Source organism: Sphingobium chlorophenolicum (assembly GCF_000722875.1).
GTDB lineage: Bacteria > Pseudomonadota > Alphaproteobacteria > Sphingomonadales > Sphingomonadaceae > Sphingobium > Sphingobium chlorophenolicum.
The window spans coordinates 37,539-50,953 of the sequence record NZ_JFHR01000010.1 but is presented as its reverse complement, the minus strand read 5'-3'; the positions used below and the strand labels follow the sequence as shown (position 1 = coordinate 50,953).

16 protein-coding genes are annotated in these 13,415 nt (G+C 65.5%); 2 read left to right on the top strand and 14 right to left on the bottom strand.

The genetic code is table 11. The features are described 5' to 3' along the window. Nucleotides 1–33: 33 nt before the first annotated feature. Nucleotides 34–1,200, bottom strand: coding sequence for a sulfotransferase family protein (locus tag BV95_RS06115; protein WP_037448778.1), 1,167 nt, complete (start codon nucleotides 1,198–1,200; stop codon nucleotides 34–36). After that, nucleotides 1,200–2,213 carry an alcohol dehydrogenase catalytic domain-containing protein gene (locus BV95_RS06110; RefSeq protein ID WP_037448775.1) on the bottom strand — a complete coding sequence of 338 codons (1,014 nt, stop codon included), beginning with the start codon at nucleotides 2,211–2,213 and terminating at the stop codon, nucleotides 1,200–1,202. The genes BV95_RS06115 and BV95_RS06110 overlap by 1 nt, the downstream gene beginning before the upstream one ends. Before the next feature lie 216 nt (nucleotides 2,214–2,429). Between BV95_RS06110 and BV95_RS06105 the strand changes: the two genes are divergently transcribed. Further along, nucleotides 2,430–2,750 carry a 2Fe-2S iron-sulfur cluster-binding protein gene (locus BV95_RS06105; RefSeq protein ID WP_037448774.1) on the top strand — a complete coding sequence of 107 codons (321 nt, stop codon included), beginning with the start codon at nucleotides 2,430–2,432 and terminating at the stop codon, nucleotides 2,748–2,750. A 27-nt stretch (nucleotides 2,751–2,777) separates the two neighbouring features. Here the strand turns inward: BV95_RS06105 and BV95_RS06100 are convergent, their stop codons facing one another. The 10 genes from BV95_RS06100 to BV95_RS06055 form a co-directional block, all read right to left on the bottom strand. Beyond that, a complete protein-coding gene (locus tag BV95_RS06100; RefSeq protein WP_156028583.1) occupies nucleotides 2,778–3,575 on the bottom strand; it encodes a TIM barrel protein in 798 nt (265 codons plus the stop codon). Nucleotides 3,576–3,586: 11 nt separating this feature from the next. Then, nucleotides 3,587–4,678: a CaiB/BaiF CoA transferase family protein gene (locus BV95_RS06095; protein ID WP_051749634.1), complete on the bottom strand. Its 1,092-nt coding sequence runs from the start codon at nucleotides 4,676–4,678 to the stop codon at nucleotides 3,587–3,589. Then, nucleotides 4,675–4,887: a hypothetical protein gene (locus BV95_RS06090; protein WP_037448771.1), complete on the bottom strand. Its 213-nt coding sequence runs from the start codon at nucleotides 4,885–4,887 to the stop codon at nucleotides 4,675–4,677. The genes BV95_RS06095 and BV95_RS06090 overlap by 4 nt, the downstream gene beginning before the upstream one ends. Before the next feature lie 35 nt (nucleotides 4,888–4,922). Continuing rightward, nucleotides 4,923–6,377 (bottom strand): AMP-binding protein, encoded by a 1,455-nt coding sequence (locus tag BV95_RS06085; RefSeq protein ID WP_234703105.1) that lies wholly within the window; start codon nucleotides 6,375–6,377, stop codon nucleotides 4,923–4,925. A gap of 23 nt (nucleotides 6,378–6,400) precedes the next feature. Continuing rightward, nucleotides 6,401–7,498, bottom strand: coding sequence for a hypothetical protein (locus BV95_RS06080; RefSeq protein WP_234703104.1), 1,098 nt, complete (start codon nucleotides 7,496–7,498; stop codon nucleotides 6,401–6,403). Further along, nucleotides 7,416–7,973 (bottom strand): UGSC family (seleno)protein, encoded by a 558-nt coding sequence (locus BV95_RS06075; protein ID WP_037448762.1) that lies wholly within the window; start codon nucleotides 7,971–7,973, stop codon nucleotides 7,416–7,418. The genes BV95_RS06080 and BV95_RS06075 overlap by 83 nt, the downstream gene beginning before the upstream one ends. Nucleotides 7,974–8,032: 59 nt before the next feature. Then, the gene (locus BV95_RS06070; RefSeq protein ID WP_037448760.1) at nucleotides 8,033–8,923 is read right to left on the bottom strand and encodes an SMP-30/gluconolactonase/LRE family protein; all 891 of its coding nucleotides are present in this window, start codon (nucleotides 8,921–8,923) and stop codon (nucleotides 8,033–8,035) included. Between the two features lie 67 nt (nucleotides 8,924–8,990). After that, nucleotides 8,991–9,755 carry an SDR family NAD(P)-dependent oxidoreductase gene (locus tag BV95_RS06065; RefSeq protein ID WP_037448758.1) on the bottom strand — a complete coding sequence of 255 codons (765 nt, stop codon included), beginning with the start codon at nucleotides 9,753–9,755 and terminating at the stop codon, nucleotides 8,991–8,993. A gap of 19 nt (nucleotides 9,756–9,774) precedes the next feature. Further along, on the bottom strand, nucleotides 9,775–10,701 hold the full coding sequence (locus tag BV95_RS06060) for an SDR family NAD(P)-dependent oxidoreductase (protein ID WP_037448756.1): 927 nt from the start codon (nucleotides 10,699–10,701) through the stop codon (nucleotides 9,775–9,777). 122 nt (nucleotides 10,702–10,823) lie between these two features. Continuing rightward, nucleotides 10,824–11,615: a GntR family transcriptional regulator gene (locus BV95_RS06055; RefSeq protein ID WP_234703103.1), complete on the bottom strand. Its 792-nt coding sequence runs from the start codon at nucleotides 11,613–11,615 to the stop codon at nucleotides 10,824–10,826. A gap of 70 nt (nucleotides 11,616–11,685) precedes the next feature. On the opposite strand from BV95_RS06055, the gene BV95_RS06050 reads away from it, so the two are divergent. Further along, nucleotides 11,686–11,961 (top strand): hypothetical protein, encoded by a 276-nt coding sequence (locus BV95_RS06050; protein ID WP_037448753.1) that lies wholly within the window; start codon nucleotides 11,686–11,688, stop codon nucleotides 11,959–11,961. Between the two features lie 81 nt (nucleotides 11,962–12,042). Here the strand turns inward: BV95_RS06050 and BV95_RS06045 are convergent, their stop codons facing one another. Together BV95_RS06045 and BV95_RS06040 are read right to left on the bottom strand one after the other, a co-directional pair. Then, nucleotides 12,043–12,528 (bottom strand): VOC family protein, encoded by a 486-nt coding sequence (locus tag BV95_RS06045; protein ID WP_037448750.1) that lies wholly within the window; start codon nucleotides 12,526–12,528, stop codon nucleotides 12,043–12,045. A 94-nt stretch (nucleotides 12,529–12,622) separates the two neighbouring features. Beyond that, a complete protein-coding gene (locus BV95_RS06040) occupies nucleotides 12,623–13,369 on the bottom strand; it encodes an enoyl-CoA hydratase/isomerase family protein (RefSeq protein ID WP_037448747.1) in 747 nt (248 codons plus the stop codon). Nucleotides 13,370–13,415 lie beyond the last annotated feature (46 nt).

Below are 13,415 nucleotides of genomic sequence, written 5' to 3'. Positions count from 1 at the left end.
CCATCCATGAAGGGGGCCGCCGCGCAATATCCGTCAGATATAGCCGCGCCGCGCGCGATAGGCGGCAAACCGCTGCTCCATCCCCTCGCGGGTCAGGCCGAAATCCTCCGGCTTATGCTTCGGCCCCTTGCCCGGCTTATGGGGATGCGCATCCAGCCAGGCCTGCATCGCACCCTCCGTCCCGGCCGTCAGCGTCAGGCCGAGCTGGTCGTAGATGGAGCGGATCGTCGCCATCTGGTCGCGGGTGAAGTCGCGAAATTCGACATCGATGAACGTCGCGTCGCTCCTGGCGCGCACCGACTCGGCGCGTTCCAGCGCCTGCGCCCACATCTCCGCCTCGCGCCGTCCAACCTGCGCCCGATCGGCCTTGTCGCCGCAGAAGGCACGACGTGCCGAGAAGATGAGGTTGCTGACCGAAGGGGTCGAATCCACCGGATCGCGATGGGTCTGGATGATCTTCGCGTCGGGAAAGACGTTCAGCACTTCCTGCAGCGAAAAGAGGTCGGTCGGGTTCTTCAGCAGCCAGCGGCGATCGTCGCCCGCGCCGATCAGGCGCAGCACGTCGGCCAGCCAGCGATAGCTGCCGGTATCGTCGCGGCCGCGATACCAGCGATCATAATTGGGCACCTCCCACATGGACGGCCACATGTTGCTGGCAAAACCGGAACCCAGGATGAAGAGGGATTCCTCGATCCCCTCCGCCGTCATCATATGGTCGTCGGCGGATTCCGGCGATGCCTGAAGATAGGCGTCCAGCGATGCCTTTTCCGTCCTGTATTCGGGAATCTCGTCCCATTTTTCGCGGGGCGGACGCGGCATGGGATAGACGGTCAGCCAATGTTCCGGTCCCTGGAACTGCGGGTCCAGCGACATCAGCAGGTGCAGCGCGGTCGTGCCGGAACGGACAAGACCGGCGATGATGATCGGCTCCGCAATCGGCCTTTCCAGCACCTCTGGCCGTTCCCTCAGGCCCTTCACGGCCAGGGCCCGCGTGTCGAGCGACTGGCCGATGCGCCATGCGGTCGCCTGCACGCAGGCCGGATCGAGGTCGAGGGCGCGAATGTCCGACAGCAGCAGGTCCAGCCCCTCGCGAAAAGCCGGATCGCCGAAATCGTTCAGGCCCGTGCGCGCCGTCGATGCGGCCAGCAGGGCGTCGAGGGTCAATATCCGCTGGTCTTGTGCGATAGCTTGCATGCTCATCAGTCGGCGCTCCACGGATCGACATGGACTTTGGTTTCGTTGGCGCCCGCGCGCAATTGTTCGAACAGATCGGGGAAGGCGTTCAGGCCGACGGTCTTCGACACCATCAGGCGCGGTTCGACATGACCGGCGTCGAGCGCATTGGCGCTATGTTCGAATTCCCGCAGATCATAGGCGAAGGAGAATTTGATCGTAACCTGCTTCCATGTGGCGAGGGAGGGCAGGATGGGGTCGGGCGAGGTGCAGAAACCCAGCGAGACGACCGTGCCGCCGGGCGCCACCAGTTCGACCGCCTTCTGCGTCATGCCGACCGCGCCGACGCATTCCAGCACGATGTCGGGCATGCCGCCCAGCGCGGCGGAGACGCGCTCCACCTCCCCTTCGCCCAGCGCCTCGAAGCTGTTGGCACCCATCTGAATCGCCAGATCGGCGCGCCGCGCCGAACGGGAAATGGCCACGATCTTGCCGGCGCCCAGCAGCCGCGCCCAATAAATGGCGGCAAGGCCGATCGATCCCGCGCCCAGCACCGCGACCTTCGCCCCCGGCGGCATCTGCGCCAGCCGCACGCCCCGCAGGCCCACGGCCAGCGGTTCGACCAGCGCGCCATCGGCAGGCGTCAACGTGTCGGGCAGCACGACCGAACTGGCTGCCGCGATCCGCATATATTCGCCAAAGCCGCCGACCAGGCCCTGCATCTGCGCGCATGCCATCGGATAGCCGGCCAGGCAGGGCGCGCACCGGCCGCAGCCCGCCACCGGCATGGCGGTGACGAACTGCCCGACCTTCAGATTTTCGACCCCCTTGCCCAGAGCGACGACCTCCCCGCAATATTCGTGGCCGATCACGCTGTTGACGGGGAAATCATTGCCGTGCCCGGACGTCATGTGCAGGTCCGTGCCGCACACGCCGCAGCGCGTGACCTTGATCACCGCTTCGCCCGCGCCCGGCTGGGGATCGTCCAAGGTCTCCACGACCAGCGGCGTCCCCGCGCCCTTGAATACCGCAGCCCTCATCGCTCTCTCCTAAATCTCATTGCATGTTATTATAGCTACTATTAAGTACCTAAATTGACAAGTTGGCGGGACTGACATGGTCGGCCTGCGGCCGAAACTGCCCATTGCGGCAAGAGGTGTGAAGAGCGGCGGCGAGGGATCGCAGACATGATGTCCGTGCCGGTGAACCGGATAAACGCTTTCCCATCGCGCCGGGCCGGTTCAAAGGGAAATACCATGGTCCACGTCACCTTCATCACCCCTTCCGGGGTCGCGACCACGCTGGACGGCGATGTCGGCCAGTCGGTGATGGACATCGGCAAGCGCGCGGGCGTGGAGAATATCATCGGCGAATGCGGCGGCAGCGCCGCCTGCGCGACCTGCCATGTGCATGTCGATCCGGCGTGGATCGATCTGGTCGGTCCCCCATCCGACGACGAATGGGACATGCTCGATTTCGCCCATGGCAAGCGGGCGGATTCCCGGCTCTCCTGCCAGATCCGCTTGCGCCCGGCGCTGGACGGCCTGATCGTCCATACGCCCGAACGGCAGGGTTGATGGCATCGTAACGCTCTAAGCGAAGCGTCAGCCCAGCGCCCTGAGCGCAGCGACCGCCGCCGCTTCTCCCTCGACGCCCGGCCCCTTCGGCATCAGTTCCGCCTCGACCAGCCCGTCCCAGCCGATCCTTCGCAGCGCGGCCATGATCGGCGCGAAATCGATCACGCCCGCGCCGGGTTCCACGCGGCCGGGCATGTCGGCGATCTGCACCGCCCGCAGGATATCCGCCTGCGCCAGAATCGCCGCCGCCATGTCGTCGCCAGCGCAATGGCAATGGCAACTGTCGAGGATCAGCCCCACGCCCGCCGACCGGGCAATGGCGGCAACCCCGGCCACGCCTTCCACCAGGGCCAGCGGCACCCGCTCCCGACTCACCATCTCGACCGCCAGCGCCACGCCCCGCTCCGCCGCCAGCGTCGCGGCGGCAGCGAGATTATCGACCGCCCGCGCAAGCTGCTCCGCCAACGGCGCGCCGCAATCCAGCAGGATCGCGTTGATGCTGCCGCCGCCCACATGCTCCGCCGCCGCCAGACTGGCCGCCATCGCCGCTTCCATGTCGGAAACCGGCGCGCCCCAGAAGAAGGGCGGCTCTACCCCCGGCATATCATGGGTGAAGCTGCCCATCTCCATCCCATGATCGCGCAGCGCCAGACCCATGCGCTGCCGCACCTCCGGCGCGCGCGCTTTCAGGCCATTATCGGTGATGCCCGCAAAGCCCAACCGCGCCGCGCAGTCTATCTGCGCGACCGGATCGACCGAACCAGCCGTCGCCGCCAGCAACGGCGCGTCAGGATCGGCTATGCCAAGATGCGCCGCGAACCGCATGGATGCGCCTGTCAGCCCCCCGTCCATAGCTTCAAAACGGCGTCCGCATCCGTGCCAAGCGGCGGGTTCACATCGCCGATCCTGCCCGGCGTTGCCGACAGGCGCGGCGTCGGCGCGGCCAGCGCCAGATCGCCCAGCACCTCATCCGCCACATGGACCAGACTCCCGCGAGAACGCACATGCGGATCGGCCAGCATATCGTCGATGCTGTTGACCGGCGTCACCGGAATGCGCCGGACAGCGAGTTGCTCGACCAGCGCCGCCTGCGGCACGGTGGCGATCCAGGCCGCGACGCGCGCATCCTGATCGTCGCCTTCCCCGCCCGCCAGCGCCACCAGATCGGCGGCGTGCCGCGCCGTGCTGGCGGAGATGGCGACATATCGGCCGTCAGCGGTGCGATAGACATTGCGCAACACGCCGGGCAACCGCGACCCGCATCGTTCGGGCGAACGGCCCGGCTCCCATCTTTGCGCCGCATGGGCGACGATCTGTAGGATGGGTTCGTATAGGCTGGCGTCCACCTGCTGCCCCTGCCCATTGCGGTCGCGCCAGTAGAGGGCGGACAGGGTGCCGATCACCGCGCTCATCGCGCCCACGGCGTCGCCCAGCGCGACCGAAGGCAGCATCGGCGGTCCGTTGCTGGTCCCCATCAGCGCGGTCAGGCCGCCAAAACCCTCGCCAATCGTCCCCGAACCCGGCCGATCCCTATAAGGGCCGGTTCCGCCGAAGCAGGACACGGAAAGCATGACGAGGCGCGGGTTGATCGCGGACAGAATATCCCACCCGATGCCGCGCTTCGCCAGCACGGCGGCGGGATAATTTTCCACCAGCACATCGGCCTGCGCCACCAGTGCCTTAAGTCGCCCGATCCCCTCTTCCGAACGCAAATCCAACGCCAGGCAACGCTTCCCGCGCGCGACGACCGGCCACATCTTGCTGTCGCGAAACGGATCACCCTCCGGCGGCTCGATCTTCAGCACGTCGGCGCCGAAATCGGCCATGATCGTCGCGGCCAGCGGCGCGGCATAGAGCGACGCCATATCGATGACCTTCAACCCCGCCAGCGCGCCGGGCGGGATCGCTCCCTTCCCCTGTCCGTTCATGCGTCAATGCGCTCCTGTCTGCGGCGCCAGGTCGGGAAAGACGACGAGCCGATATTCGAACTCTCTGTGCAGCGCAGGTCGTCGATGGCCATGTCATGCGCCTCTATGACGACGCTGTCGACCGGCGTGCCGGCGGGTGGATCGACATACCATGTCGTCGGGGCCGGCGCGTTGCGGTCGATATAGTTGATCCGTCCCATCACGGTCATGGCGTCCTCTCCCCTTCCCATTCAGGCTGGCCCATTCAGGCTGGCGCATTCGCCAGGAAATTTTCCCGCAATCGCCGCTTCATGATCTTGCCCGTCTCCTCGCGGGGCAGATATCCGCTCACAACCACATGACGCGGCACCTTGTACCCCGCGATCCGCTCGCGCAGGAATGCCTTCACCGCATCGGGGGTCAGCGCCGCGTCGGCCTGGACATGCGCGACCAGCGCCTCGCCAAATTCAGGGTCGGGCACGCCGAACACGGCGCAGTCCCCCACCCCCGGATGTTCCAGCAGGGCCGCCTCGACCTCAGCCGGGTAGATGTTGACCCCACCGGATATCACCATGTCGACGCGCCGGTCGCACAGGAACAGATAGCCCTCTTCATCCAGCCAGCCTATGTCGCCGCAAGTGATCAGTCCGTCATGTTCCACCGCGGCCCGCTTTCCGGGATCGCCGTGAAAGGTGAAGTCGGGCGTGCCATGGATGCGCAGATAGACGTCGCCCGTCAGTCCCGGCCCGGCCCATTGGCCGCCTTCATCCCGAATACGGACTTCCCCGGTCAGCACCGGCCGCCCGACGCTGCCGGGTCTGGCCAGCCATTCTTCAGGACTTATCTTGGTGACGACGCCGGTTTCGGTCGATCCATAGGTTTCGTACAGGACCGGCCCCCACCAGTTCAGCATCGCCCTTTTGACTTCGGGCGCGCAGGGTGCGCCGGAATGGACGACATGCCGAAGGGTGGAAAGATCGTATCGCGCCTTCACCTCTTCGGGCAGGCGCAGCAGCCTGACGAACAATGTGGGCACCAGCGCACTGTGGGTGACGCCATGCTTCTGGATAAGGCGCAGGCACTCTTCGGGATCGAAGCGCTCCATCACCACCACCGTGCCTCCCGCGCCGAAGGTCGCCATCAGGATCGCCTGGCTGAACAGATGATAGAGCGGCCCCGTCACCAGCGCGACGTTGCCCGGCGCGGTATCGTGAATGACGGACAGGACGCGCGCGCGCTGCGCCGATTCCTCGCCGGTCGCGGGCAGGCGCTTGACCGCCTTGGGCTTGCCGGTGGTGCCTGACGTATAGACCATGGAGGAACCCAGGCCGTTGCCATTGCCCGCATAGGAGGGATGCGCGGCGATCCAGCCGTCATAATCCTGCCGCTCGCCCGTTCCACCGATGGCGATGACGGGCAAATCATCCGGAATCTGGCCCCTTATGCCGTCGAGCAGGTCGGCATGGCCGATCAGCAGCCGGGGGGCGGCGTCGCGCAGCACATAGCCTATCTCCGCCCCATGCCAGTGCCAGTTGATCGGCACGCCATAGGCGTCCAGCTTGCGCACCGCCAGATTGGCCTCCAGCACGGCGAAATCGTTGCGCAGCAGCAGCGCCACCGCGTCGCCCGCACCGACGCCCGCCGCCGCCATCGCGCTCGCCAGCCGCGCCGCCCGGTCGAGCAGTTCGGCCCGCCCGCGAACGCGATCACCGATGATCATGTCACCTCTCATGCCGTCACTTCTCATACCGTCACTGGCCGCGTGACGGTAAGGCAGGTCCCCCAGCTATGCAGCATGGCGGCATGCAGCCCGCCTTCGCCCCCCGCGACCATGACCAGCACGTCGTCGGGCATCGGCACCAGATGGACGCGGCCATCGGGCTTGATCCGGCCCAGATTGGCGATGGGATCGCGATATTCAGGCCGGAACCAGTCGATCGGCAGGGCGCATTTGTCCCAGAGATAGGCCTGCACATCCTCGATCCGGGGATAAGTCTTCGCGATCACCTCCGCCCAGATCGGATTGATCGCGCACAACGTCTCGGCAAAGGCGGAGGACGGCAGGAAGCCGTTCGCCCCCGGATAGGCCATGGACTTGGCGATCATGTCCAGAAAGCCGTCGGCGCTGTTCGCCACCACATCGCAGATATTGGCCGTGCCCATCGCGCCATAGGCCGTGACGGCATCGCCCGGCACGCCGCGCCGTTCCGCCAGCGGCGCCCAGGGGGAGCGTTCCTCCCACTCGCCGAAGACGATGCCCGCGACGCGCCCCGGCGTGCCATAGACGCTTTGGGAGGTCGAACCGATCAACTGGCCCGCGACATTGCGCATGATCAGCCGGATGGCCCGGCCGATGGCCACGGCCGGGCTGGCCACCCCGCCCAGGCAACCGGCCTGATAGGGAATGTCCAGCCGGTTGCGGATCGGCCCGTTGACGATCAGCGCGGGCACCACCGACCCGGTGGTGGCGTTCAGGCCCGCAAGGTCGAATTTGGAATCCGCCATCGCCCCGATCGCCGCGCACAGCAGCGGCATGGCATCGCCCGTGCAGCCCGCCATGACCGCATTGATCGCGATCTTTTCCACCGTGCATTCGGCGCGCAACGGCGGCAGCACGGCGATCAGCTCGTCGGGAAAGCGCCCGCCCGCGATCAGGAAATCCTGCACCCGCTCCTGCGTCGGCGGGATCAGCGGCAGCCCGTCGCCCCAGCCCTGCGCCATGGCGAAATTGTTGAAGGCGACGATGTCGTCGTCGACCTCATGCCGCCGACTGCTCAGCCAGTCCGCTTCGCACCCCGAAATTCCGCAGGAACGATCGATAGTGGTTTCTTGCAATGTCATGGACCTGCTCTTTTGGAAGAATGTCGAGAGGATAGGGAAGGACGTGAAGCCGCAGGCCGGAACGGCCGCCGCGCTTCGCCAGATTATTGGCCAGCCCTTCGAAATGGGCGGTGGCGACCGCGATGGTCGGTATGCCGGTGGCGGCCGCCGTCAGCGCGTCGGCGATGGTCCAACTGGTGCAGGAGCCGCAATTGCCCAGGCCCACAATGGCCATGTCGCTTTGCGCCAGCAGCGCGCCATATTCGCGGTCGGCCTGTTCGCCTTCCTCACCGGTGCGGCCGCAACTGCGCCAGAAGGTCACCTCCGCCCCCTCCGCCCGCAGCGCTTCGGCCCAGATTTCACTGACCCAATCCCAACTGCGCCACAGCATGTCGATGCGGATCGCAATCTTCCTGCCCGCCAGTTCGCCCGCGTCGGGGCCGGGATCGGCAATGTCGTGCGCCAGCGATGCGCCAGGGTCGAGAATTATCGTCATATCGTCACCTCGCGACTCTATTTGCATGTTGCATGCAACATTGCAATGTTCTTTTACGCCTAGAAGCGATAGGTCGGCTCGGCAATTCCTCTGAAACCCGTCTCGATCGCGAACACGCCTCCCGCCTGCTCGCCCAGCGGCTGGTCGCCGGGAAGGTGCCGGTGCCCGGCCGAGGTGAGGTAAAGCGTCCCCAGGTCGGGCCCGCCAAAGGCAAGCTTGGTGGGTTGCAGCACGGGCACCGGGATTTCCCCGTCAAGCCTGCCGTCCGGCGTGTAGCGCGCCACGGCTCCCTTCATCAGTAGGCAGACCCAGTAACCGCCTGTCGCATCCACTTCCGCGCCGTCGAAAATCCCGTCATCGCGGTCCCGCTCCACGAAGACGCGGCGGTTGGACGGGGTGCCGGTCGCAATGTCATAATCGAAGGCGTAAACCACCCCCGCCGGGGAATCCGCCAGATACATGGTGCGCCCGTCCGGGCTGAACGCCATGCCATTGCTGCAGGTGATATCCCCGATCACTTCGGTCAGCCCGGAACCATCCAGCCGGTAGACGGCCGCGCCTCCTGGCACTTTGGTCTGAAAATAGGAAAGGTCGACCGATCCGATCAGATAACGGCCCTGCCGGTCGCACCGCCCGTCATTATAGCGGTGGGTTTCGACAGGATAGGGCGGCGGCGCGGCGATGGGATGGAGCGCGCCGCTGGCCCGGTCGAAATCGAACAGCCCGGTACGCAGCGCCACGACGATCCGCTCTCCCGCGCCGCGCAGCGCGAAACTGCTGACATGGGCGGGCATCCGCCAGCTTTCGTTGATCCCGCCGACCGGGTCGAAGCCGTTCAGCCGGTGCGCTTCCTGATCCACCCAGAACAGCTTTCGTTCAGCGACGGACCAGACTGGGGTTTCCCCCGATTCCGCCTTGATATCCAGCACGCAGCGCACCGATGCATCCATCCCTCGCACCTTCTTTCTCCTTCGTCAGATGCCCGGCACCAGCGCATGTGCAGGTCCGGCCATGCGATCAGCGGTCATAAAATGCGCGGCCCCCGTCCACATGCAGCGTGCGGCTGGTGATATATCCCGCGCCCTCGCTGCCCAGGAAGACGATCAGCCCGCCGACATCCTGTTCCCCATTGCCCATGCGGCGCATCGGGATCATCGAAAGCTGATGTTCGCGTTCGGCCTCGCTCAGGCTCTGCCACCATGTATCGAACAGCGGCGTCGCTACCATGGGGCAGACGGTGTTGACGGTGATCCCATATCGGCCCCAGCCGGTCGCCGCCGTCTTGGTCAGGCCGCGCACGCCCTCCTTGGCGATGGCATAGGCGCCGACTTCCGGCAGGCCCATGGTCGCCCCGCCCAAACCGAAATTCACGATCCGCCCGCCCCGCTCCTTCATCGTCGGAAAACAGGCTTGCATCATATAGAGCGACCCGTGGATCGAGGATCGCAGGACAAGGTCCAGATTGGCGTCGTCCACCTCCTCGATGGGCCGGTTGTCGGTCGAAACGGCATTGTTGACCAGCAGCCAGATGGGGCCGAGTTCCGCCTGCGTCCGCGCCACGGCGGCGTCGACCTGCGCCCGGTCGGTGATGTCGCACGGCGCGACGATGGCGCGGCCCCCGGCCTCCTCGATCTGCGCCCGCGTGCGCTCCAATGTTTCCGCCGTGCGGCCCACCAGCGCCACCGCCGCGCCAGCCTTCGCAACCGCGAGCGCGATGCCCACGCCCATGCCCGACCCGCTGCCGGTTATCAGCGCGACCTTCCCTTCCAGCGGCCTTTCCATATCTCGTCCTTCTGCCAGTTCAGAACAGGCCGGCCTTGCCGCCCGTCCATGGGATGTGCGCGAAATAGCGCTCGGTCTGCGCCCAAAGCGTGGGGATGATGGTGGGTTTGCTCAGGTCGCGGATCAGGTCGATGTTCGCGGCTATGCTTTCCGGCGTGATCGCGGGATCGAACAGCCCGTCATTGTCGAAAATGCCCAGCCGCGCGACGCGCCCGCCGCCCACATTGAACACCTCCCCGCTGAAATCCAGTTCCTCGCTGCTGAGATAGGCGATCAGCGCAGATACTTTCTCCGGCTGGAAATGGGTGCGATACCAAAGCGCCAGATCCTCCTGCGACGTTTCCGTCAGGCGGGACGCGCCGGTGGGGAAGACGCCGTTCACCAATATATTATGCGCCCGCCCGTCAAACGCGGCATCATGGGTCAACCCCAACAGCCCGGCCTTGCCCGCCGCATATGGCCCCAAATGTCCCGCGCCCAGAACAGCCGACGACATGATGTTGACGATCCGCCCGAACCCCTGGTCGCGCATCAACGGCCAGACGCGGCGCAACAGCATATAGGGACCGATGAAGTTGGTCCGCAGCACGCCCTCTATCTCTTCATCGGTGAACGCATCGGGTTCGCCGATCAGCGATCCCCCCGCATTGTTGATCAGAATATCGACGCGCCCGAACGCATCCAGCGCATGGTCGACAATGGCGCGCGCGGCGTCGCCCGTTCCCACCATTTCCGCGTCCGCCACGGCTTCGCCCCCGGCCGCCCTGATTTCATCCACCACGGCCTGCGCATGGGATATGGTGCCCGGCTCCAGGGTAGACTGCGCGCCGCCATAATCGTTGACGACGACCTTCGCCCCCCTCGCCGCCAGCAGAAGGGCATGGGTCCGCCCCATGCCGCGCCCGGCGCCGGTGACGATCGCGATGCGCCCATCCAGCCGAATCATCCTGCCATCCTCCTTTCCCTCGGACGGCATTTATACATGCAACATGCAGATCATCGATGCCGCGCATGGCCTGCGCGCCAGACATCACCTATCCATTATGTGGGATGATCGACCGGGCAGGCTCAGTCCTGCGCGACCGAGCGCAGTTGGAATGCGCGGGTACGCTCTATATGCGCCCGCATATGCCGTTCGGCGGCATCGGGATTGCCGGCTTCGATCGCGTCGATGATCGCCTTGTGATCCCGCAGGACGGCCCGGCCGCTCCAACCGCTGGAGCGCGAAAGCCGGCTGTTCAACACGCGCAATTGCTGGTCGATCTGCACCAGTTGGCGCGCCAGCCGCATATTGCCCGCGCCATCGCGGATCACGCCGTGAAAGGCCGCGTCCAGCTCGACATGCGCCGCCAGATCGCTGTTTTCCACCACGGTCTGATGCTGCGCGAACAGCGTCCGGAGCCGCGCCACGCCTTCCGCGTCCATCCGCTCCGCCGCGCGGCGCACGGTCATGATCTCCAGCCCCTCGCGAATATCCAGCAGATCGAGAATATCGGGCGTGCCCCCCGCGATCACCGCCACGCCGGTCTTGGCGCGGGGTTCGACCAGCCCTTCACGCTCCAGCGCGATCAAGCCTTCGCGCGCGGGCGTGCGGCTGACTCCCAACTGCCGGGCGATTTCAGGCACGCTCAAATGGGTGCCGGGCGCCAGCAGGCCCGTCAGGATTGCGTTGCGCAGCCGCTCCGTGACCATTTCGGTCAACGCCTCCGGCCGGGTCAGCGGCTCGAAATGCCCCGACGCCTCCAGTTCCGCGCCGCCATATGCCTGTTCATTCTGCATGCAACGCTCCATGCCCTCAATCGACGCCCGTTTCAACGCAATCCGCGCCGCAGGCTTCAGATAGGCGATGGCGTCCTGCACCCTGTCGGATTCTTTTGTTTGCTGCAACGCGGCATGGTAGCGCGCGCGGGCAAACAGATAAGAGGCATATATGAAATATATTTTTGCTCTGGCGGCTGCCCTGTCCTTCTCCAGCCTGGCGGTCGCGCAGGACGCCCCCGTCATCAAGGCCCGCACCATGGTCAAGACGGCAGACGGCGTCCGCATCGGCTTCATCGACCGCGTCTATGCGAATGCCGAAGGCGCCGCGACATCCGTGCAGATCATCTACCGGGGCCGTTTCGTGTCGATTCCCGCGGCAACCCTATCGAGCGGTGAAAAGGGCCTGGTCACCAGCCTGACCGCCGACGACCTCAAGAAGCTCTAAGGACCGGCATTCCCCCGCACCCGCGGGCAACCGGATTTAAAGATGGCATGGCCCGTCATGCGCGCCATGCCATCGCCTGCCTTATTTCGCCCCGGTCATCGTGCGCGGCACAGCGCCAAAAAACGCCTTGCCCCCCTCATCCAGACGAATGAATTCCGACCACATGCCCAGGTCGCACCGCGTGTCGGCATAGCTATAGTCCAGCACCCCCGCCATCGATCCGGCCATCGGCACATCATATCCCATGCCCTTCAGCCGATCGAGCATCGCCTGATGGTCATCGATCAGATAGCCGAAATGATGCAGCCGGATCGGCCCCTCGGCAGTGGGCACATGATCGTCATAGATGGTTTTCTGCATGGGGTCCGGCTCGATGATCTCCGTCATCACATCGTCGATCCAGGCCAGCGCAATGCGCCGCGTCGGCGCCGCCTGTCCGTTGATCGCGGGGGGTTCGTTCACAGCGAACTCGACCGGGCCGAACTTCTCGCGAAACGTGGCGACGGCCGCATCCACGTCCCGCGTCACGTAACCGAACTGGAAAAAGCCCTTGAAAAAATTCTGCACCCTACCCTCCGCATCAGATGTTCTTCTTGTCATTATAGATACGCAAAAGAACCTATAATGACAAGCAAACGGGCAGCCTGCCATCGCCAGCGGATCACGCCTGACCCATGGCCGCAAGGATCGCCATGCCCTCCATCGCCAGCCCCTGATCCAGCTCCGCCGCCAATCGCGCCTTGATATCGCGGCTAAGCAGGACACGGGTATAGCGATTGGCGATGGCCGGGCGGGCCGCGATCGTGCGCGCCAGTTCCCGCGCGCGCGGCATCAGCGCGTCAGGCGCCAGCACCTCCCCCACCAGCCCCAGCGCCAGCGCTTCGGCCGCGCCGATTTCCTGCCCCGTCATCAGGAAATAGCGCCCACGGTTCGGCCCCAGCAGCATCGGCCAGATGCTGTGCACGCCGTCGCCCGGCACCACACCGGCCAGCGCATGCGGCTCGTCGGCAAAGACAGCCCCTTCCGCCGCCAGCACGACATCGGCGAGCAGCGCGATCTCCGCATGGATGAAGGCCGGTCCATTGACGGCGGCCACCACCGGAATCTCGATCGCCAGCAGGTTGTTGAGCAGCGCCCTGCCCTCTCGGAAGATCACGTCCCATGTCGCGGCGCTCATCTGCGGCGCCTCGCCATCCATGTCGAATTCCGCGCAGAAACTGTCGCCCGTACCGGTTATCAGCAGCAGGCGGGCGTCGGGATCGGCGGCGACTTGCGCGAAGGCGATGCCCAATTCCTTGTGCAACCCGCCCCAGAGCGCCCATTTGGCCGGGCCGCCACGATGGTGGATGCGCAATTCCACGATCCCCTCATCCTGCGTCATTATGATATTTTCGAACGCTTCGCCCATCTCTCTTTCCCTCGTCCCAATCCATGCTATCAAGCACACACTTGAT

Excerpts from the sequence above, each read along its gene's own strand:
- BV95_RS06115 (WP_037448778.1), bottom strand. The coding sequence starts at position 1,200 with ATGAGCATGCAAGCTATCGCACAAGACCAGCGGATATTGACCCTCGAC.
- BV95_RS06110 (WP_037448775.1), bottom strand. The coding sequence starts at position 2,213 with ATGAGGGCTGCGGTATTCAAGGGCGCGGGGACGCCGCTGGTCGTGGAG.
- BV95_RS06105 (WP_037448774.1), top strand. The coding sequence starts at position 2,430 with ATGGTCCACGTCACCTTCATCACCCCTTCCGGGGTCGCGACCACGCTG.
- BV95_RS06100 (WP_156028583.1), bottom strand. The coding sequence starts at position 3,575 with ATGCGGTTCGCGGCGCATCTTGGCATAGCCGATCCTGACGCGCCGTTG.
- BV95_RS06095 (WP_051749634.1), bottom strand. The coding sequence starts at position 4,678 with ATGAACGGACAGGGGAAGGGAGCGATCCCGCCCGGCGCGCTGGCGGGG.
- BV95_RS06090 (WP_037448771.1), bottom strand. The coding sequence starts at position 4,887 with ATGACCGTGATGGGACGGATCAACTATATCGACCGCAACGCGCCGGCC.
- BV95_RS06085 (WP_234703105.1), bottom strand. The coding sequence starts at position 6,377 with ATGATCATCGGTGATCGCGTTCGCGGGCGGGCCGAACTGCTCGACCGG.
- BV95_RS06080 (WP_234703104.1), bottom strand. The coding sequence starts at position 7,498 with ATGACATTGCAAGAAACCACTATCGATCGTTCCTGCGGAATTTCGGGG.
- BV95_RS06075 (WP_037448762.1), bottom strand. The coding sequence starts at position 7,973 with ATGACGATAATTCTCGACCCTGGCGCATCGCTGGCGCACGACATTGCC.
- BV95_RS06070 (WP_037448760.1), bottom strand. The coding sequence starts at position 8,923 with ATGGATGCATCGGTGCGCTGCGTGCTGGATATCAAGGCGGAATCGGGG.
- BV95_RS06065 (WP_037448758.1), bottom strand. The coding sequence starts at position 9,755 with ATGGAAAGGCCGCTGGAAGGGAAGGTCGCGCTGATAACCGGCAGCGGG.
- BV95_RS06060 (WP_037448756.1), bottom strand. The coding sequence starts at position 10,701 with ATGATTCGGCTGGATGGGCGCATCGCGATCGTCACCGGCGCCGGGCGC.
- BV95_RS06050 (WP_037448753.1), top strand. The coding sequence starts at position 11,686 with ATGAAATATATTTTTGCTCTGGCGGCTGCCCTGTCCTTCTCCAGCCTG.
- BV95_RS06040 (WP_037448747.1), bottom strand. The coding sequence starts at position 13,369 with ATGGGCGAAGCGTTCGAAAATATCATAATGACGCAGGATGAGGGGATC.